The sequence below is a fragment of the Bacillus pumilus genome (genome assembly GCF_009937765.1).
Classification (GTDB): Bacteria; Bacillota; Bacilli; order Bacillales; family Bacillaceae; genus Bacillus; species Bacillus pumilus_O.
In genome coordinates this window covers 817,452-832,968 of the sequence record NZ_CP047089.1, presented here as the reverse complement: position 1 = coordinate 832,968, position 15,517 = coordinate 817,452, and the positions used below count along the sequence as shown (strand labels likewise).

At 43.8% G+C, this 15,517-nt stretch carries 15 protein-coding genes; 14 read left to right on the top strand and 1 reads right to left on the bottom strand.

The features are described 5' to 3' along the window. Position 1 precedes the first annotated feature (1 nt). From GPS65_RS04150 to GPS65_RS04090, 13 genes are all read left to right on the top strand, one after another. Positions 2–1,105, top strand: a complete 1,104-nt coding sequence (locus GPS65_RS04150) for an EpsG family protein (protein ID WP_012011323.1) — start codon at positions 2–4, stop codon at positions 1,103–1,105. 27 nt (positions 1,106–1,132) lie between these two features. Beyond that, on the top strand, positions 1,133–2,155 hold the full coding sequence (locus tag GPS65_RS04145; RefSeq protein WP_088001173.1) for a glycosyltransferase family 2 protein: 1,023 nt from the start codon (positions 1,133–1,135) through the stop codon (positions 2,153–2,155). A 5-nt stretch (positions 2,156–2,160) separates the two neighbouring features. Further along, complete coding sequence (locus GPS65_RS04140) at positions 2,161–3,189, top strand: polysaccharide pyruvyl transferase family protein (protein WP_119125400.1); 1,029 nt, start codon at positions 2,161–2,163, stop codon at positions 3,187–3,189. Between the two features lie 28 nt (positions 3,190–3,217). Next, the gene (locus tag GPS65_RS04135; RefSeq protein WP_119125399.1) at positions 3,218–4,732 is read left to right on the top strand and encodes an MATE family efflux transporter; all 1,515 of its coding nucleotides are present in this window, start codon (positions 3,218–3,220) and stop codon (positions 4,730–4,732) included. Positions 4,733–4,752: 20 nt separating this feature from the next. Then, a complete protein-coding gene (locus GPS65_RS04130; protein WP_274379582.1) occupies positions 4,753–5,346 on the top strand; it encodes a sugar transferase in 594 nt (197 codons plus the stop codon). Beyond that, positions 5,309–5,995 (top strand): acetyltransferase, encoded by a 687-nt coding sequence (locus tag GPS65_RS04125; protein ID WP_161985345.1) that lies wholly within the window; start codon positions 5,309–5,311, stop codon positions 5,993–5,995. Before GPS65_RS04130 ends, GPS65_RS04125 begins: the two co-directional genes overlap by 38 nt. Beyond that, positions 5,995–7,173, top strand: a complete 1,179-nt coding sequence (locus GPS65_RS04120) for a DegT/DnrJ/EryC1/StrS family aminotransferase (protein ID WP_119125722.1) — start codon at positions 5,995–5,997, stop codon at positions 7,171–7,173. Before GPS65_RS04125 ends, GPS65_RS04120 begins: the two co-directional genes overlap by 1 nt. A 149-nt stretch (positions 7,174–7,322) precedes the next feature. Next, on the top strand, positions 7,323–8,945 hold the full coding sequence (nikA, locus tag GPS65_RS04115; RefSeq protein WP_119125396.1) for a nickel ABC transporter substrate-binding protein: 1,623 nt from the start codon (positions 7,323–7,325) through the stop codon (positions 8,943–8,945). A gap of 18 nt (positions 8,946–8,963) precedes the next feature. After that, a complete protein-coding gene (gene nikB, locus GPS65_RS04110) occupies positions 8,964–9,908 on the top strand; it encodes a nickel ABC transporter permease subunit NikB (RefSeq protein ID WP_088001181.1) in 945 nt (314 codons plus the stop codon). After that, the gene (gene nikC / locus GPS65_RS04105) at positions 9,905–10,738 is read left to right on the top strand and encodes a nickel ABC transporter permease subunit NikC (protein ID WP_119125394.1); all 834 of its coding nucleotides are present in this window, start codon (positions 9,905–9,907) and stop codon (positions 10,736–10,738) included. The genes nikB and nikC overlap by 4 nt, the downstream gene beginning before the upstream one ends. Positions 10,739–10,742: 4 nt before the next feature. Then, the gene (locus GPS65_RS04100) at positions 10,743–11,558 is read left to right on the top strand and encodes an ABC transporter ATP-binding protein (RefSeq protein WP_186312748.1); all 816 of its coding nucleotides are present in this window, start codon (positions 10,743–10,745) and stop codon (positions 11,556–11,558) included. Positions 11,559–11,571: 13 nt separating this feature from the next. After that, positions 11,572–12,387: a nickel import ATP-binding protein NikE gene (gene nikE, locus GPS65_RS04095; RefSeq protein ID WP_119125393.1), complete on the top strand. Its 816-nt coding sequence runs from the start codon at positions 11,572–11,574 to the stop codon at positions 12,385–12,387. Between the two features lie 62 nt (positions 12,388–12,449). Further along, positions 12,450–13,775, top strand: coding sequence for an MATE family efflux transporter (locus GPS65_RS04090; protein ID WP_119125392.1), 1,326 nt, complete (start codon positions 12,450–12,452; stop codon positions 13,773–13,775). Positions 13,776–13,795: 20 nt separating this feature from the next. Here GPS65_RS04090 and yvfG read toward each other — a convergent pair whose 3' ends face one another. Further along, complete coding sequence (gene yvfG, locus GPS65_RS04085) at positions 13,796–14,011, bottom strand: protein YvfG (RefSeq protein WP_003213121.1); 216 nt, start codon at positions 14,009–14,011, stop codon at positions 13,796–13,798. Between the two features lie 70 nt (positions 14,012–14,081). Between yvfG and rpoN the strand changes: the two genes are divergently transcribed. After that, entirely contained in the window at positions 14,082–15,380 is a 1,299-nt protein-coding gene (gene rpoN, locus GPS65_RS04080; protein ID WP_119125391.1) for an RNA polymerase factor sigma-54, read from the top strand. The last annotated feature ends 137 nt before the right edge of the window (positions 15,381–15,517 follow it).

Below are 15,517 nucleotides of genomic sequence, written 5' to 3'. Positions count from 1 at the left end.
GATGGCGGTATATTTGGTGAACATGATCATGGTCTATTTATGGTCGAGCTTTGCTGCATTTTACGGCAGGCGAGATGATACCATTCAAAGCGGATGGCGACCTAACAAGATTCTCGTGTTATTTCCGTTTTTGTTTCTTTGTATTGTCGCTGGTATTCGGTACAAAGTAGGAACCGATTTTGTCACGTATGGACAGATGTATGAGTTCTCCGTCAATTATGAAAAGCCTTGGCATATCTTCGGATTTGGTGTGGATAAGGCGGCCACTGACCCAGGATTTACGTTTATTTTATGGATGCTCAATCAACTGTCCCATGATCCGCAAATTATGTATATCTCAGTTGGGGCGATCACCTATTTTTTTATCATCAAGACGCTCATTCAATATGGCCGTCCCTTTGAGCTAAGTATGCTGCTTTTTCTCGGCACCTTTCATTATTACGCTTCGTTTAATGGCATGCGTCAATATATGGTGGCGGCGATTCTTTTTTATGCCATCCGTCTTGTGATCAATGGTCAGTGGAAATTGTATTTTCCGCTTGTCCTCGTATGTTCCTTGTTTCATTCATCGGCTCTTATCATGATTCCTGTGTATTTTATCGTGAGAACTAAATCGTGGTCGTGGATGATGCTTGTCTTATGCATGATTTTCTTAGGGTTAACCGCTCTTTATGACCGCTTTGTTTCCGTGTTTGTCGTGATGCTACAGGGCAGTTCATATGGGCATTACGAGGAATGGCTCACAACGAATACAAATGGAATGAATGTGACAAAAATCGGTGTATTGATTTTGCCGCTTTTGCTTGCCTTCTTTTATCGAAAACGGCTTCGTGAGCTGACGCCAGAGAGTGATTACGTTGTGAATTTTTGTTTGCTCGGTTTCTTGTTTGGCATCCTTGCCACAAAGGATGTCATTTATGCAAGATTTCATATCTATTTTGGTTTGTATCAGCTTATTTTACTGCCATATTTCACACGTATTTTTGATCAGCGGTCTAATGTCTTTATCTATGTAGGGATTGCTGTTTGCTATATTCTGTACAGCATCATGCTGATGCCGTTCGATTCATCTGTGTTGCCGTATAGGACGATATTTACAAAGTAGATTTTAAGAAAGGTGGAGCATGTTGTCATGCCAGCTATCAGTCTATTGGTCGCAGTCTACAATACGAGTCAATATTTGGAGCAATGCCTTCAATCAATTGTAGATCAAAGTTTTTCAGATATTGAGGTCATTCTCGTGAATGATGGATCTACAGATCGTAGCGGAGAATATCTTGAAGCATTTGCTGCGCAAGATCAGCGGTTTCGGGTCATTCATCAAACCAATCAAGGGTTAGGCGCTGTGAGAAACCGGGGCATCGAAGAAGCAAAGGGCACGTATATTGCCTTTATTGATTCAGACGATGTTCTCGCACCACATTACTGCGAAGCCTTATATGAAAAAGCTAAAATGACCGGCGCAGATCTAGTAATCAGTGAATACTGGATTCAATTTGAACAGTCAAAGCGAACCATACCAACGACGCTGTTAGCCGAGCGATCAGCCGAAAAAACAAGTTTAATTGAAGCGTTATTGCACGGAGACATCACGGGGTTCTCATGGAATAAGCTGTATCGGCGTGCCTTTATCGAAGAACACGACATCCGATTTCCGCTGAGGGGGGAACTTGAGAACATAGAAGATCAATATGTGACGCTGCGCTGTTTTTCTTTATCACGCGGCATTGCCTTTGTTCATGAACCTCTTTATTACTACCGGGTCCATCTGTCTTCTATTGTGCAACGATATCAGAAGCAGTATTTTCATCATGGACTCACTTTTTATCATGCGCAGCGCTTGTTTTTGACAGAATATGATGACATCTCTTTGTATGAGAAGGCACTTGATTTTTTTATTGTCAATCATACCCTTCATTGTATGCTCAACGAATGGAAGAGCCAAAATGCACTCTCTCTTCGGGAAAAACTTGATCACATGCGGGAAATGGTGACACACGAGGCTTTTCAGGATGCTGTCAAACAAGTGGAACCATCGAAGCTGACCGCTCGAAAGCGAATGATTTTATTCCTTGCGAAGTGCCGGCTGGTCTATCCACTATCTGCCGCCGCTTCTAGCTATCAAAAATGGATCGAATATCAAACAAGGAAATAGGGGTGATGAGATTGACATTGCAGCAATTGAAGGCGCACGCCGCAGAGTGGCTGCTCTTAAAGGTTAAATATCCACTTGAATACCGACTAAGCCGCCAAAGCCTGCCAGAGCGAAGTCATCAGAAGAAAATCATTCTCACGCTGCTGCCAGGGCATGATAATTTAGGCGATCATGCCATTGCCTATGCGAGTTATTGTTTTTTAAAAGAGCACTTTCCTGCCTACGATATCATGGAAGTGGACATGAAAGAGATCTATCGCCTCGCCCGTCCGTTAAAGCGTATGCGGCATCCAGAGGACATCGTTTGTATCATCGGTGGGGGCAATATGGGAGACTTATACCGTTATGAAGAATGGACGAGACAATTTATCATGAAAACCTTCAAGTCCTACCCCGTGATTCAATTGCCGGCAACTGTCCATTTTACAGAAACAAAGAGAGGGAAAAGAGAGGAACGCCGCGCCATTCAAACATACAAACACCATCCAAGGCTGCTTCTCATGGCAAGAGATCAAACAACCTACACTTGGATGAAACAGCACTTCCCTGATCAAGATGTATGGAAACAGCCTGATATGGTGCTGACATTAGATGAATCGACTAAGGAACCAAAACGTGAAGGGGTTCTACTTTGTTTGCGAGAGGATAAGGAAGCGTATCTCACTGAAAAGGAGCGGCAGCAGCTAAAGCAGCATATTCAAGAGACGTATGATCCAGTCGGTTTGATTACAACGACAATTGGCAAACGAGTTGATCGAACGACTCGCCTAGATGAATTATCTGCGTTATGGACAGAGTTACGTAAGGCGCAGGTCGTCGTCACAGATCGGCTTCACGGTATGATTTTTTGTGCGATTACAAAAACACCGTGTGTTGTCCTCAGGTCGTTTGATCATAAGGTGATGGAAGGGTATGAATGGGTGGCACATCTTCCTTTTTTGACGCTATTGAAAGAACCGAATGAGGCGTCTGTGAAAGAGGCGATTCATCAACTGATGAAAACGAGCGGACAAAAGGGAGAGGAAGCTGGATGAAGGCTTTTACACGCTGCGTGAAATCAAAATGAATCGAGCATTTCTTTACAACGCCAGTGCAAACATCATGACGTTTGTCTTGATGATGCTTATGTCTGTTTGTTTAACGCCGTACATCGTTCATACACTTGGAGTCGAAGCATTCGGCTTAATCCATCTGACGCAAAATATGATCAACTATTTATCGGTTATCACGGCTTCATTAAGTGCTGTTGTGGTGCGCTTTTTTTCTGTGGCGGCTCATAAAGGGGAAATCGAGAAGGCGCAGCGCTATCTCTCATCTTATTTCGTCAGTTCTGTTTTTTTATCGATCAGTCTGTTTCTGTTTTGTCTGTTCATGTCCCGCCAGTTAGTAGAGTGGCTTCATGTGCCTGGTGATCTCGCAAAGGATACACAGACCGCCTTTATATTAGGGGGTCTTTTATTTATGCTCAATTTTGTCATGTCGGGCATTGGGGCTGCGCCGTTTTATGCGAATAAGTTATATGTATCAAGTATTGGTCAGGCCATTCAAATGTTTTTGAGGGCACTGATGATTGTGATGCTGTTTACATGGACGGCACCCGCCATCTGGCATATTCCACTTGCGGCTGTGATAGGAAGCTTGGCAGCTATGGGAATAGGTATCTATTATTTTAAAAAACTCATCCCTTGGTTTTCGTTTAAGTGGCGGCACGTTTCACTATCTTCTAGTCTCACTCTTGTTCGATCAGGGGTCTGGCATTCTTTTGAGCAAATGGGGATTTTACTATTTCTACAGATTGATTTATTGATGACGAATCTGCTCATTGGAGCGGAAGCGACGGGACAGTATGCGGCGATATTACAATTTCCATTACTATTACGCACACTCGCAGGAACATTGGCGGTTGTGTTTGCCCCAACGATTACCAAATTTTACTCGAATCAAGATGAAGAAGGTCTCATCCAATATGCAGCGAGTGCCATTAAGTGGAGCGGTTTATTTGTCGCGTTTCCAGCCGCTCTGCTCGGAGGACTTGCCGGTCCACTCATGCTTTTATGGCTTGGACCTGCCTTTGAAGAGCTGAAATGGCTTCTCATGATTCATGCTGCTTATTTATGCTTGACCTTGATGTTTTTACCGCTGACATATGTGCCGACCGCTTTTAATCGATTGAAGGTTCCGGCGGTGGTCACGCTCATATTAGGTGTATCCAATGTGCTTTTTGCCTATGGATTGACTCATATGCTTCAGCTTGGTTTATATGGCATTGCATCAGCGGGAGCGATTGTATTATTGATCAAAAATATCGTGTTTCTGCCATTTTATACGGCCCGCATCACGAAACAGAAACGGACCATCTTTTATAAACATACAATCGTTCCACTTGCAGGAGCGCTCATGATTTGGGGTGTCTGTGCAGGAATTCAAGCGATTTATAATGTGACCTCATGGTGGGAGCTGTTTTGTATTGGCGGTTTTTGTTTCTTTCTTTATATGGGCTACTTGTATCAATTTGCAGGAACAAAACGAGAGCGGCAGCAGCTGGTGAGTAAGGTGAAACAAGCTGTTTCCCGCTAGTGAGATAAGGAGATTTCATGATGAAAAGAATGTTAGATGTGATGGTGGCATTGACGCTGCTCATCGCAGGCAGTCTTCTTTTTCTTCTGCTGTATGGACTGATTCGGTGGAAAATTGGGAAGCCTGTGTTGTTTCGGCAGAAGCGGCCTGGTCTATATGGCCGGCCATTTATGCTGTATAAATTTCGGACGATGACCGATGAACGCGACGAGCATGGGGTGCTCCTGCCAGATCATCTTCGATTAACAAAAACCGGCGCCTTGATTCGCAAGCTCAGTCTTGATGAATTGCCGCAGCTAGTCAATGTCCTAAAAGGAGAGCTTAGTCTCGTTGGACCAAGGCCGCTTTTGATGGAGTATTTGCCAATGTATACAGAGGAGCAAGCAAGGCGCCATCTTGTCAAGCCTGGCATTACTGGATGGGCACAGGTGAATGGAAGGAACACGATCTCCTGGGAGGAGAAATTCACCTATGACCTCTGGTATGTCGAGCATCAATCATTTTGGCTTGATATGAAAATTTTATGGATGACCTTGCTGAAAGTGATCAAAACAGAGGGGGTGCAGCAGCCGCATCATGCCACAGCTGAAAAATTCAAAGGAACCGATATGTAAAGAGCAACCGATTGGTTTAATTGGTGCTGGTGGGCATAGCAAAGTCATTCAAGAAATGATTGCTGCCCATCCCGATTACTCATTATGCGCTGTATTAGATGATCAATTTGAAGAAACTACGACTAAAAGCAGTATCTTGTATGGACCGATCTCTATGAGTCAAGAGCTGAGAGAGACAATACCGCATATGAAATGGCTGATTGCGATTGGACAAAATGAGAGCAGACAGTTAGTAAAGGAACGCCTCGCTTTTGGAAACACGGCATTTGCCACACTCATCCATCCACGGGCGGTCGTAAGTCCATCAGCGATCATTGGAAGGGGAGCTGTCGTGATGGCAACGGCAGTCGTTCAAGCAGATGCAGCAATCGGTGAACATGCGATTATCAACACAGGATCAATCGTAGAGCATGACTGTATACTCGAATCGTTTGTGCATCTGTCACCGGGAGCAGTGTTAACTGGCTGTGTGTCTGTACGAAAGGGTACACATATAGGGGCAGGTGCTGTTGTGATTCCCGGGACAACGATCGGAAGCTGGACAATCATTGGCGCAGGAGCCACAGTCACAAAAGATATACACGATCAGAAAGTCGCTGTAGGCATACCTGCAAGAGAAATCAAAGATCGGAGAGAGGGTGGGAAATGATGCAAGAAAGGAAACGAATTTACTTATCACCTCCGCATATGAGCGGAAAAGAGTATTTGAAAATAGAGGAAGCCTTCAAGAGCAACTGGATTGCACCGCTGGGACCTCTTGTGAATGAATTTGAGCAGGCAGTTGCGCACTATGCAGGAGTGAAGGCAGGAGCGGCTTTATCTTCTGGAACAGCAGCCATTCACCTCGCATTAAAGCTTATTGGTGTTCAAAAAGGGGACATGGTCTTTTGTTCCACCCTCACATTTGTGGCAACTGCAAATCCAATTTTATATGAACAAGCGACACCCGTTTTTATTGATTCTGAAAAGGATACATGGAATATGTGCCCGCTTGCTTTAGAGAAAGCCTTTGAGGAATCAAAACGACTCGGAAAAAGACCACGTGCAGTCATAGTCGTGCATTTATATGGACAAAGCGCAAAAATGGACGAGATCATGGCGTTGTGTGAAGCATACGATGTACCAGTCATTGAGGATGCGGCTGAATCGTTAGGCGCTCTATATAAAGGAGAAAAAAGCGGCTCAATGGGCAGGTTCGGTGTCTATTCGTTTAATGGAAATAAAATCATTACAACATCAGGCGGCGGAATGCTTGTGAGTGATGATGAAGCTGCGATCGAACGCTGCCGCTTTCTCGCTTCACAGGCTAGAGAGCCCGCGATGCATTATGAGCATCAAGAGATAGGATATAACTATCGCATGAGCAACCTGCTAGCAGGCGTCGGGATCGCTCAAATGGAAATATTGGACGAGCGTGTTGAACAAAAGCGTCACATTTTCAAGCGGTACCAGGATGCATTATCTAAAGTAGAAGGTCTTTATTTCATGCCAGAATATAAAAACACCAAGTCTAACCGTTGGCTGACGACATTGACTATTGATTGTGAAAAGCAAACATCTCCAGTGGACATCATTGCTGCACTAGAAAAAGAACAGATCGAAGCAAGGCGTGTATGGAAGCCGCTGCACCAGCAGCCGCTCTTTCGTGATTGCCTCTTTTATTCGGCTGCGAAAGGCACTCCCGTATCTGAGTTGTTATTTGAAACAGGGCTTTGTCTCCCCTCTGGAACAAGTATGACAGAAGCTGAACAGGATCGTATCATTGACATACTTCGTCATGCCCTGCGAGAAAAAACAATCCCCTCTTCACAGGCTGCTCACTCGTAAGCAGCCTGCCTCTCTTTTTATCAAATTCACCATTTAGTGGGATAAATAGGAATAAGTATTGTCAATTCGATTTAAATATGATATTGACAACGAGGACCTTCCTCCTTAAAATGAAAATGATTATCAGCATCAATTAGGAGGAACATCTTATGTCGATTTGGAGCCATTTTTTTCCGAAAATTAAAATAAATACAGTCATCCCTTTCCTGATTATCTTTTTATTAGTAGGCTGCTCTCAAGCAAACAATGGAGCAGGTGGAGATAAGGATCATCCTGACATGATCACGATGGCCTGGCCGAGAGATATTGGCGAAATGAATCCGCACGTATACAACCCATCACAATTGTTCGCGCAATCAATGATTTACGAGCCATTGGTCAGCTATCAAAAGAATGGAAAGCTAAAACCTGAATTAGCGAAATCATGGGATGTGTCAAAGGATGGCAAGGTGTACACGTTCCATCTAAGAGACAAAGTGACATTTTCAGATGGATCTGAGTTTAATGCAAACATTGTGAAAAAGAACTTTGATTCCATCTTGAAAAACAAGGATATACATAGCTGGTTAGGTGTGATAAAAAAAATCAAAAAAACAGAAGCAGTAGACAAGAAAACGTTTAAACTCACATTAACAGAGCCATATTATCCAACTGTTCAAGAATTAGCCGTTGTCCGCCCGGTTCGTTTTCTAGGCGAAGCAGGCTTCCCTAAAAACGGAGATACATCAAAAGGAATTGAAAAACCAGTAGGGACAGGCCCTTGGGTATTAAAAACATATCAAAAAGATGACTATGCCATTTTTGAACGGAATGATCATTATTGGGGAGAAAAACCAAAGATCAAAGAAATCAAAGTCAAGGTCATCCCAGATGCGGAAACGAGAGTTATGGCATTTGAAAAAGGTGATGTAGATGTCCTTTATGGAGAAGGAACCATTAGCTTAGATGCCTACAAACAGTTAGAGGCAAGCGGCAAGTATGAAACAAAAATGTCAGAGCCTGTAGCAACGAGACAGCTTGTCATGAACACAAAAGTCGATCAGCTGTCAGATGAGAAAGTGCGACACGCCCTTCAATATGCGATCAATAAGAAATCAATGGTAGAAGGTGTCACCTCTGGCTTAGAGGATGAAGCAGATCACATATTGCCGACCAACATGCCTTACACATCCGATATTAAGGTGAAGTCGTTCCAATATGATGTAGACAAAGCGAAAGCATTGCTGGATGAAGCAGGATGGACACTTCCAAAAGGAAAAACCGTTCGTGAAAAAGATGGAAAAACGCTTGAATTTAGTATGATGTATGATTCAGCAGAATCAATTCAAAAAGCGATGGCGGAGACGCTTCAAGCAGAATGGGGTGCCATCGGTGTTGGCGTCAAACTTGAAGGTGTGGAGCTGGCAACACAGGTGCAGCGCTTTAAAGCCAACAAGTTTGATATGAACTTCTTTAGCAACTACGGAGCGCCATATGATCCGCATACATTTATGAACGTCGTCTCATCAGATGGTTTTGGATTCAAAGAAGCCATCTCAGCCTATCCAAATAAGGACAAGCTGATCAAAGAAATGAGCGAAATTCCATCAACAACCAATGAAAACAAACGAAAAGCACTTTATTCGTCTGTCTTATCTTCATTACAGGATCAAGGAGCGATTGTGCCAATCTCTTATTTTAAAAAGACAGCCGTTTATCAAAAAAATGTGAAGGACTTTGAGTTCCCAGCAAATCGCGATGAACATCCATTCACAGGTATTAAGCTGAAGTAATAGAAGGAAGGTTAGGAAATGGGCCGCTATATCGTCAAACGCATGCTATCAATCATCCCTGTATTTTTATTAGCCACTCTTTTCACGACTGGTATGATTCACCTTTCTCCAGTTGACCCGGCGGAGGCATATTTAGCAGCGGCTCATATCCAGCCAACGGATGAAATATTATCGCAAAAACGAAGTGAATTTGGATTAGACCAACCGTTTTATATGCAATATCTTCACACCATTGAAAAAGTCATTCACCTTGATTTTGGTAAGTCATATATGTCTAACCAGCCTGTGCTTCATGAGGTGATCTATAGAATACCCGCGACGATTCAGTTGGCGCTGACTAGTCTACTGATCGCTATCTGTGTCAGCATTCCACTCGGATTTTTCAGCGGCATGAGGAAAAATGGAATTGTTGATCATGTGAGCCGGCTCGTTTCTTTCTTAGGAGCATCTATCCCGACGTTTGTCTTGGGGTATTTGCTCATCTTCTTTTTTTCCGTGAAGCTCGATCTTCTACCGGTTGAAGGGGTCGGAACATGGGCGCATCTCATCCTGCCGTCGGTCACACTGGCCGTCCCTTTAATTGCGATGTATACAAGGCTATTACGATCAAGTGTGAGTGAGGCGCTACAAGAGCCGTTTGTTCAATATGCGAGAATCAGAGGATTAAAGGAACGGTCAATCATGTTCAAGCATGTATTGAGAATTGCGATATCGCCCATGCTGACAGGGCTTGGGGTGAATCTTGGCAAGCTGCTCACAGGAACCATTATCGTCGAGGCAGTTTTTTCATGGCCAGGGTTTGGACGCTTCTTTATTGAAGCGATCTTTAACCGGGATCTGCCGGTCATTCAATTCTATGTCCTCATGGCAGCATGTATCTTTATCTTGAGCAGCTTGATTGTGGACTTACTTCAGCTGATCATTGACCCCCGTATTTCCAGAAAGGAAGGCCGCCAGTCATGATGACAAAAGGAAAATATCTCTTCTCTCATCAAAAGATGATCTCGATCTGCGTGGTGTTCCTTGGTCTATTGCTGATTGTCACAATATGTGCACCGTGGATTGCCCCGCATGATCCGGCGGCTGTCAATCTAGCGATGAAGCTAAAGGGGTCTTCGTGGGAGTATCCTCTTGGGACAGATCAATTAGGCCGGTGCAATTTATCACGAATTTTATATGGTGCCCGTGTTTCACTAGGCTGTGCGTTATTAATCTTTCTCTCTTCTTTATTGATTGGGTTAATCGTTGGGGTGTTGTCAGGTTATAAAGGCGGCTGGATCGATCACGTCTTAATGAGAATCTGCGACGGGATCATGGCATTCCCGAACCTAGTGCTGATCCTCGGACTAGTCGGCATCTTCGGTCCTGGACTGTCTCAAGTTGTGCTGGCTTTGATGCTTGTACAATGGGTATACTATGCTCGCGTCTTCAGAGGAATGGTACTGAGTTTAAAGGAACAGAACTTTATTGCCGCGGCGAAAATTAGCGGGACATCCCACTGGAATATCATGAGAAAGCATATGATTCCAAATGTCTTGCCGCCACTCGCTGTCATTGGCACACTTGAAATGGGCTGGGCGATTATGGACATTTCAGCAATGTCCTTTCTCGGATTAGGCGTTCAGCCTCCTATGCCAGAATGGGGAGCGATGATCCATGAAGGAAAATCGTATATTCAAACGAATCCGCAGTTGATGCTGTATCCAGGTCTTGTCATCATGGCTGTCGTCGTTCTTTTTAATTTACTAGGAGAAGCCCTTTCAGAGAAATATGGTATCAAACGCCGAGTGTAAAGGAATGATCAATGTGCAAGAGTCCATTTTACAAATAGAGAACCTGCATGTGCAGACGAAAACGCCTCATGGGACAACCTCTCTTATTCAGGACGTATCGTTTGAAGTAGGGCGTGGTCAAATCGTTGGATTAATAGGTGAGAGCGGCTGCGGGAAAACAGTCACAAGTATGTCGATCTTACATATGCTTGACCGGAAAACAACGGATGTTACTGGCAGCATCACATTACAAGGACGAGAATTGATCGGTATGAGTGAAAGGGATATGCGTTCTATTCGGGGTAAGGACATCTCGTATATTATGCAAAATCCAATGAACAGCTTTACTCCTGTATGGACGATCGGTCATCAGCTGATTGAAACCATCCGCCGGCATACCACTGTTAGTAAAAGGCAGGCAAAAGCGAAGGCGATGGATGCGTTAGCGCAGATGAATCTGCCGCAGCCAGACAAGCTATTAAACAAGTATCCTTTTGAACTAAGCGGCGGCATGCTGCAACGTGTCATGATTGCCATGGCTGCCTGTATGCACCCGCCTCTCCTCATAGCAGATGAACCAACAACTGCTTTAGATGTACACACGCAGAAACTGGTGCTGGAGCATCTGAACCACATTCGTCATGAGTATGGAACCGCCATTTTGCTCATTACTCACGACCTTGGCGTCATTGCAGAAATGGCAGATCAGGTTGTTGTCATGAGGCAGGGAGAAATGGTAGAGAAAGCAGAAGTGCTGGAGCTTTTTGAAAACCCAAAGCATGATTATACAAAGAAACTATTAGCAGCTCGTCCATCCATCCCAGCTGTTTGCCCGATTTGAGGTGAGAAGACCCTTGCATTTATTAGAAGTGAAAGCAGTTAGTCATTCATACAACAACCGGTCGTTTCTGATGAAAAAAAAAGGCGCAGACCAAGTTTTAAACGGCGTCGATTTAATCATTGAAGAAGGCACGTGCGTCGGATTGCTGGGGCAAAGCGGCGCAGGGAAAAGCACGCTAGGCCGTATCATACTTGGTCTAGAGAAGCCAAAAGCCGGTCAGGTTCTCTTTGAAGGGCAGGATATATATTGTGCAGATCAACGAACACGCAAACATTATCGCCGGCATGTGCAAGCGGTGTTTCAAGATTCGTACTCGGCGGTCAATCCAAGGTGGACAGTCGAACAAATTTTATCCGAGCCGCTTGAAAACTATGAAACCATGAGCCGAAAAGAACGTAAAAGCGTGCTCATCCATTGGCTGGAAAGAGTCGGGCTCAGTGAAAAGGATTTGTCTAAATATCCGCATCAATTCAGCGGTGGTCAGCTGCAAAGGATCAACATTGCTAGAGCCTTATTGCTGCAGCCAAAGCTCGTCGTACTGGATGAATCCGTCAGCAGTCTAGACATGGTCACACAGGGTGTCATTTTAGATTTATTAGTAGAATTAAAGAAGGAACTAGGTGTCGCTTACTTATTTATTACACATGATATGACAGCAGCCTATCACTTAAGTGATCAATTGGCGATATTGGATCAAGGTGAACTTGTTGCTCAATTTCAATCAAAGGATGATTTCTTTTCATCAGAAGAGAAAGCGGTGCAAAAAATGAGAGATGCAATGCTCGCAGACCATCCTTTGTCCCGAACAATTGGTAGACCGTTTCGATAATTCTTTATTTCAGCAATGCCTCTTTTAGAAGAGGCTATTTTTCATGAAAGGCAGGTGGCATCGTGAACCATCGAGCGTATTTAGCTTTAGCCATTCCTTTAACCATCTCAACGATGACCACTCCATTACTTGGAGCTGTTGATACAGCTGTTGTCGGTCAGCTTGCCAATCCCGCATATATTGGAGGCGTCGCGGTTGGCAGTCTTATTTTCAGTACACTCTATTGGCTCTTTGGTTTTTTGCGGGTGAGTACATCTGCGTTTGCCGCTCAGGCAAACGGGGCGCAGAGTGAAGAGCAGGGCGTACTTGCTTTTCTAAGACCCTTTTTAATCGCCATCATTGTCGGCCTTTGTTTTATTGCTCTGCAATGGCCTATTATTCAATCTGCTTTTCTCGTGATCTCTCCCGCTGCGGATGTTCGGCAATTTGCAGCAGATTACTTTCATATTCGAATTTGGGGTGCGCCGTTTACCTTGATGAATTATGTGATATTAGGCTGGCTGATGGGAATGGCAAAAATGAAAGAAGCCCTCTCTTTACAAATCTTGATCAATGTCATGAATATGGTACTTGCCCTTCTGCTTGTTCATGTGTTTTCGTTTGCAGTCAAAGGGGTGGCGGCTGCGACATTGATATCTGAATTAACCGCCTTTGTGCTAGGCGCATGGATCATCATGAAGCATTCAAAAAACGGGTTCCAAATGCCGTCTCTTAAAAAAATCATGGATACACAGGCAGTGCAGAAAATGTTTCATGTGAATAAAGATTTGTTTATTCGAACGATTTGTCTGCTCGTCGTGATTAACATGTTTACAGCAAAAGGAGCTTCTTTTGGAACAGAGATGCTGGCGGCCAATGCCATCTTATTTCAAATTCACTACATCATGGCTTATTTGTTCGATGGTTTTGCCAATGCATCCAGCATCCTTGTGGGCAGATCAGTTGGAGCAAATGACCGCACCCTTTATGAGAGAACTTTAACCCTTTCAAGGCAGTGGGCACTTGTTATGGCATGCCTCATTGCGTCGGTTTATTTTCTCTTAAAAGAGCCGATCTTGGGCTTGTTTACAAATCTTCCGCGTCTTCTAGATGTGACATTAGGCTATGCAGACTGGCTCGTTCTCTATCCGTTTGCCGCTTGTTTCGGTTTGGTCATATACGGCGTATTTACAGGTGCAACAGAAATTGCCCCTGTCAGAAATTCGATGCTGTTTGCGATGGTCTTGTTTATCGTTGTTCAAGCAGCAGTTACGCCTATTTGGCACAATCATGGTTTATGGTTTTCCTTTATCATCTATACAGTTGGACGGTCTGGCTTTTTGATGATGTACAAATCAAGGCTTGATCAGAAACTTTTTGCAAAAGAAAAACACCCTTTGCCATTATGACAAAGGGTGTGCTTATTCAATCATTCACTTTCTTTTTTCACCTTTTGATACGCCTCATCAAGATGCTGAATACGCTTCAAAACCACAGCGTTTTTGGTCAGCTGATCTTGTACAAGTGTTGACACCACTGAGCGGTAATAGGCATTCATCGCATGAATTTTGTCTTCATTTTGATTCATGGCGATGTGCTGTTTCAAGTTGTCAACAAAGTATGGAACGGAAAAAAGTTCAGACATGGAAATCACTCCTATTTCGTATATACGGTCCGTCAATCTTCATGTAAAATGATGAGAGGGAGGGGAGACAATGAGCCTTAATCTGCAACAAGAACAAGTATTAAAGCAGGTGCTCACACAAGAACTCAGGCAGGCCATTACATTGCTCCAGCTGAATAGCACTGAGCTTGGCGAGTATCTTGACCAGTTAGCGCTTGAGAACCCTCTGATTGAGCGGAAAGACACGGACAGCTATCAACCAGTTTATCATAAAAAATCTCAAGACCGAATGACAGAGCCGTATCGAACGCATCAAAAAGAAAGCCTGCAAATGTATTTAAAGAAACAAGCCATTGATTTAAATCTAAATGAAAAGAATCAAAAAATCTTTCATTTTATGATCGAGTCCATTGATTCCAACGGCTATTTAAATGAACCGGTTGACGAAATGGCAGCTGTCTTAAAGGTGTCAGCTGAAGAAGTAGAAGCCGTCCTTCATCAGCTTCAATCACTAGAGCCTGCTGGTATTGGGGCGAGATCATTACAAGAATGCATCCTGCTTCAACTAAGAAGAAAAAAGGAACGCTGGTACGAAGCCGAGCTGATCATCGATGAGCACTTTTTTCTCTTTGCAAGAAAGGCTTGGAAGGAAATCGCGGCGAAAACAGGCATTTCCATGAAAACACTACAAGCAGTACAAGATGAGGTGTCGCAGCTTGAACCAAGACCAGGCATCCATTTCTCATACGAAGAAGATCATATGTATATAGAGCCAGATGTAACAATTACTGTCGTGCAGGATCACATTACATTTGAGCTGAATCAGCGCGCTTTCCCAGATGTTGAAATGAATGAAAGATACTTCGCCATGATTCAAGACCAAAAGCGTCATGAAGCATATGTGTATCTAAAGGAAAAAGAGCAGCAGTACAATTGGCTTGTCCAAGCGCTGAAGCAAAGAAAACAAACGATGACCCATGTCGTTCGTGAGATTATCTTACACCAGACAGATTTTTTCCTTACAGGGAAACATAAAATGAAACCGCTTACGATGAGGCGGATCGCAGATATCTTGCAAGTGCATGAGTCCACAGTCAGCCGAACAGTGAAAGGGAAAATGGTGCAAACCCCTTATGGTCTCATGGAAATGAAACAATTTTTCCAAGCAAAGCTAGAAGGACCCTCGCTGGAAGAGGCATCTAGCTATACAGTCAAGACGTACATCACAGAGCTGATCCAAACGGAAAATAAGAAAAAACCGTATTCAGATCAGCAAATGATGACGAAACTACAGCAAACCTTTGGCATCCGAGTGTCGCGCAGAACCATTGCGAAATACCGTGAACAAATGAATCTTCCATCATCTACACTGCGGAAGCGCTATGATTAAAATGAAGTACTTGCCAGAAACATGGCAGGTGCTTTTTTTAGTTGGAAGCGAGGTACGCAGAAGATTTTTTGAAAATTAAATCGGGGAGACGTGTGAACGGAAATTTTGGGGTAAAGTATAAGATAGGGCATGAGCCG

Excerpts from the sequence above, each read along its gene's own strand:
- GPS65_RS04150 (WP_012011323.1), top strand. The coding sequence starts at position 2 with ATGGCGGTATATTTGGTGAACATGATCATGGTCTATTTATGGTCGAGC.
- GPS65_RS04145 (WP_088001173.1), top strand. The coding sequence starts at position 1,133 with ATGCCAGCTATCAGTCTATTGGTCGCAGTCTACAATACGAGTCAATAT.
- GPS65_RS04140 (WP_119125400.1), top strand. The coding sequence starts at position 2,161 with ATGAGATTGACATTGCAGCAATTGAAGGCGCACGCCGCAGAGTGGCTG.
- GPS65_RS04135 (WP_119125399.1), top strand. The coding sequence starts at position 3,218 with ATGAATCGAGCATTTCTTTACAACGCCAGTGCAAACATCATGACGTTT.
- GPS65_RS04130 (WP_274379582.1), top strand. The coding sequence starts at position 4,753 with ATGAAAAGAATGTTAGATGTGATGGTGGCATTGACGCTGCTCATCGCA.
- GPS65_RS04125 (WP_161985345.1), top strand. The coding sequence starts at position 5,309 with ATGCCACAGCTGAAAAATTCAAAGGAACCGATATGTAAAGAGCAACCG.
- GPS65_RS04120 (WP_119125722.1), top strand. The coding sequence starts at position 5,995 with ATGCAAGAAAGGAAACGAATTTACTTATCACCTCCGCATATGAGCGGA.
- nikA (WP_119125396.1), top strand. The coding sequence starts at position 7,323 with ATGTCGATTTGGAGCCATTTTTTTCCGAAAATTAAAATAAATACAGTC.
- nikB (WP_088001181.1), top strand. The coding sequence starts at position 8,964 with ATGGGCCGCTATATCGTCAAACGCATGCTATCAATCATCCCTGTATTT.
- nikC (WP_119125394.1), top strand. The coding sequence starts at position 9,905 with ATGATGACAAAAGGAAAATATCTCTTCTCTCATCAAAAGATGATCTCG.
- GPS65_RS04100 (WP_186312748.1), top strand. The coding sequence starts at position 10,743 with ATGATCAATGTGCAAGAGTCCATTTTACAAATAGAGAACCTGCATGTG.
- yvfG (WP_003213121.1), bottom strand. The coding sequence starts at position 14,011 with ATGTCTGAACTTTTTTCCGTTCCATACTTTGTTGACAACTTGAAACAG.
- rpoN (WP_119125391.1), top strand. The coding sequence starts at position 14,082 with ATGAGCCTTAATCTGCAACAAGAACAAGTATTAAAGCAGGTGCTCACA.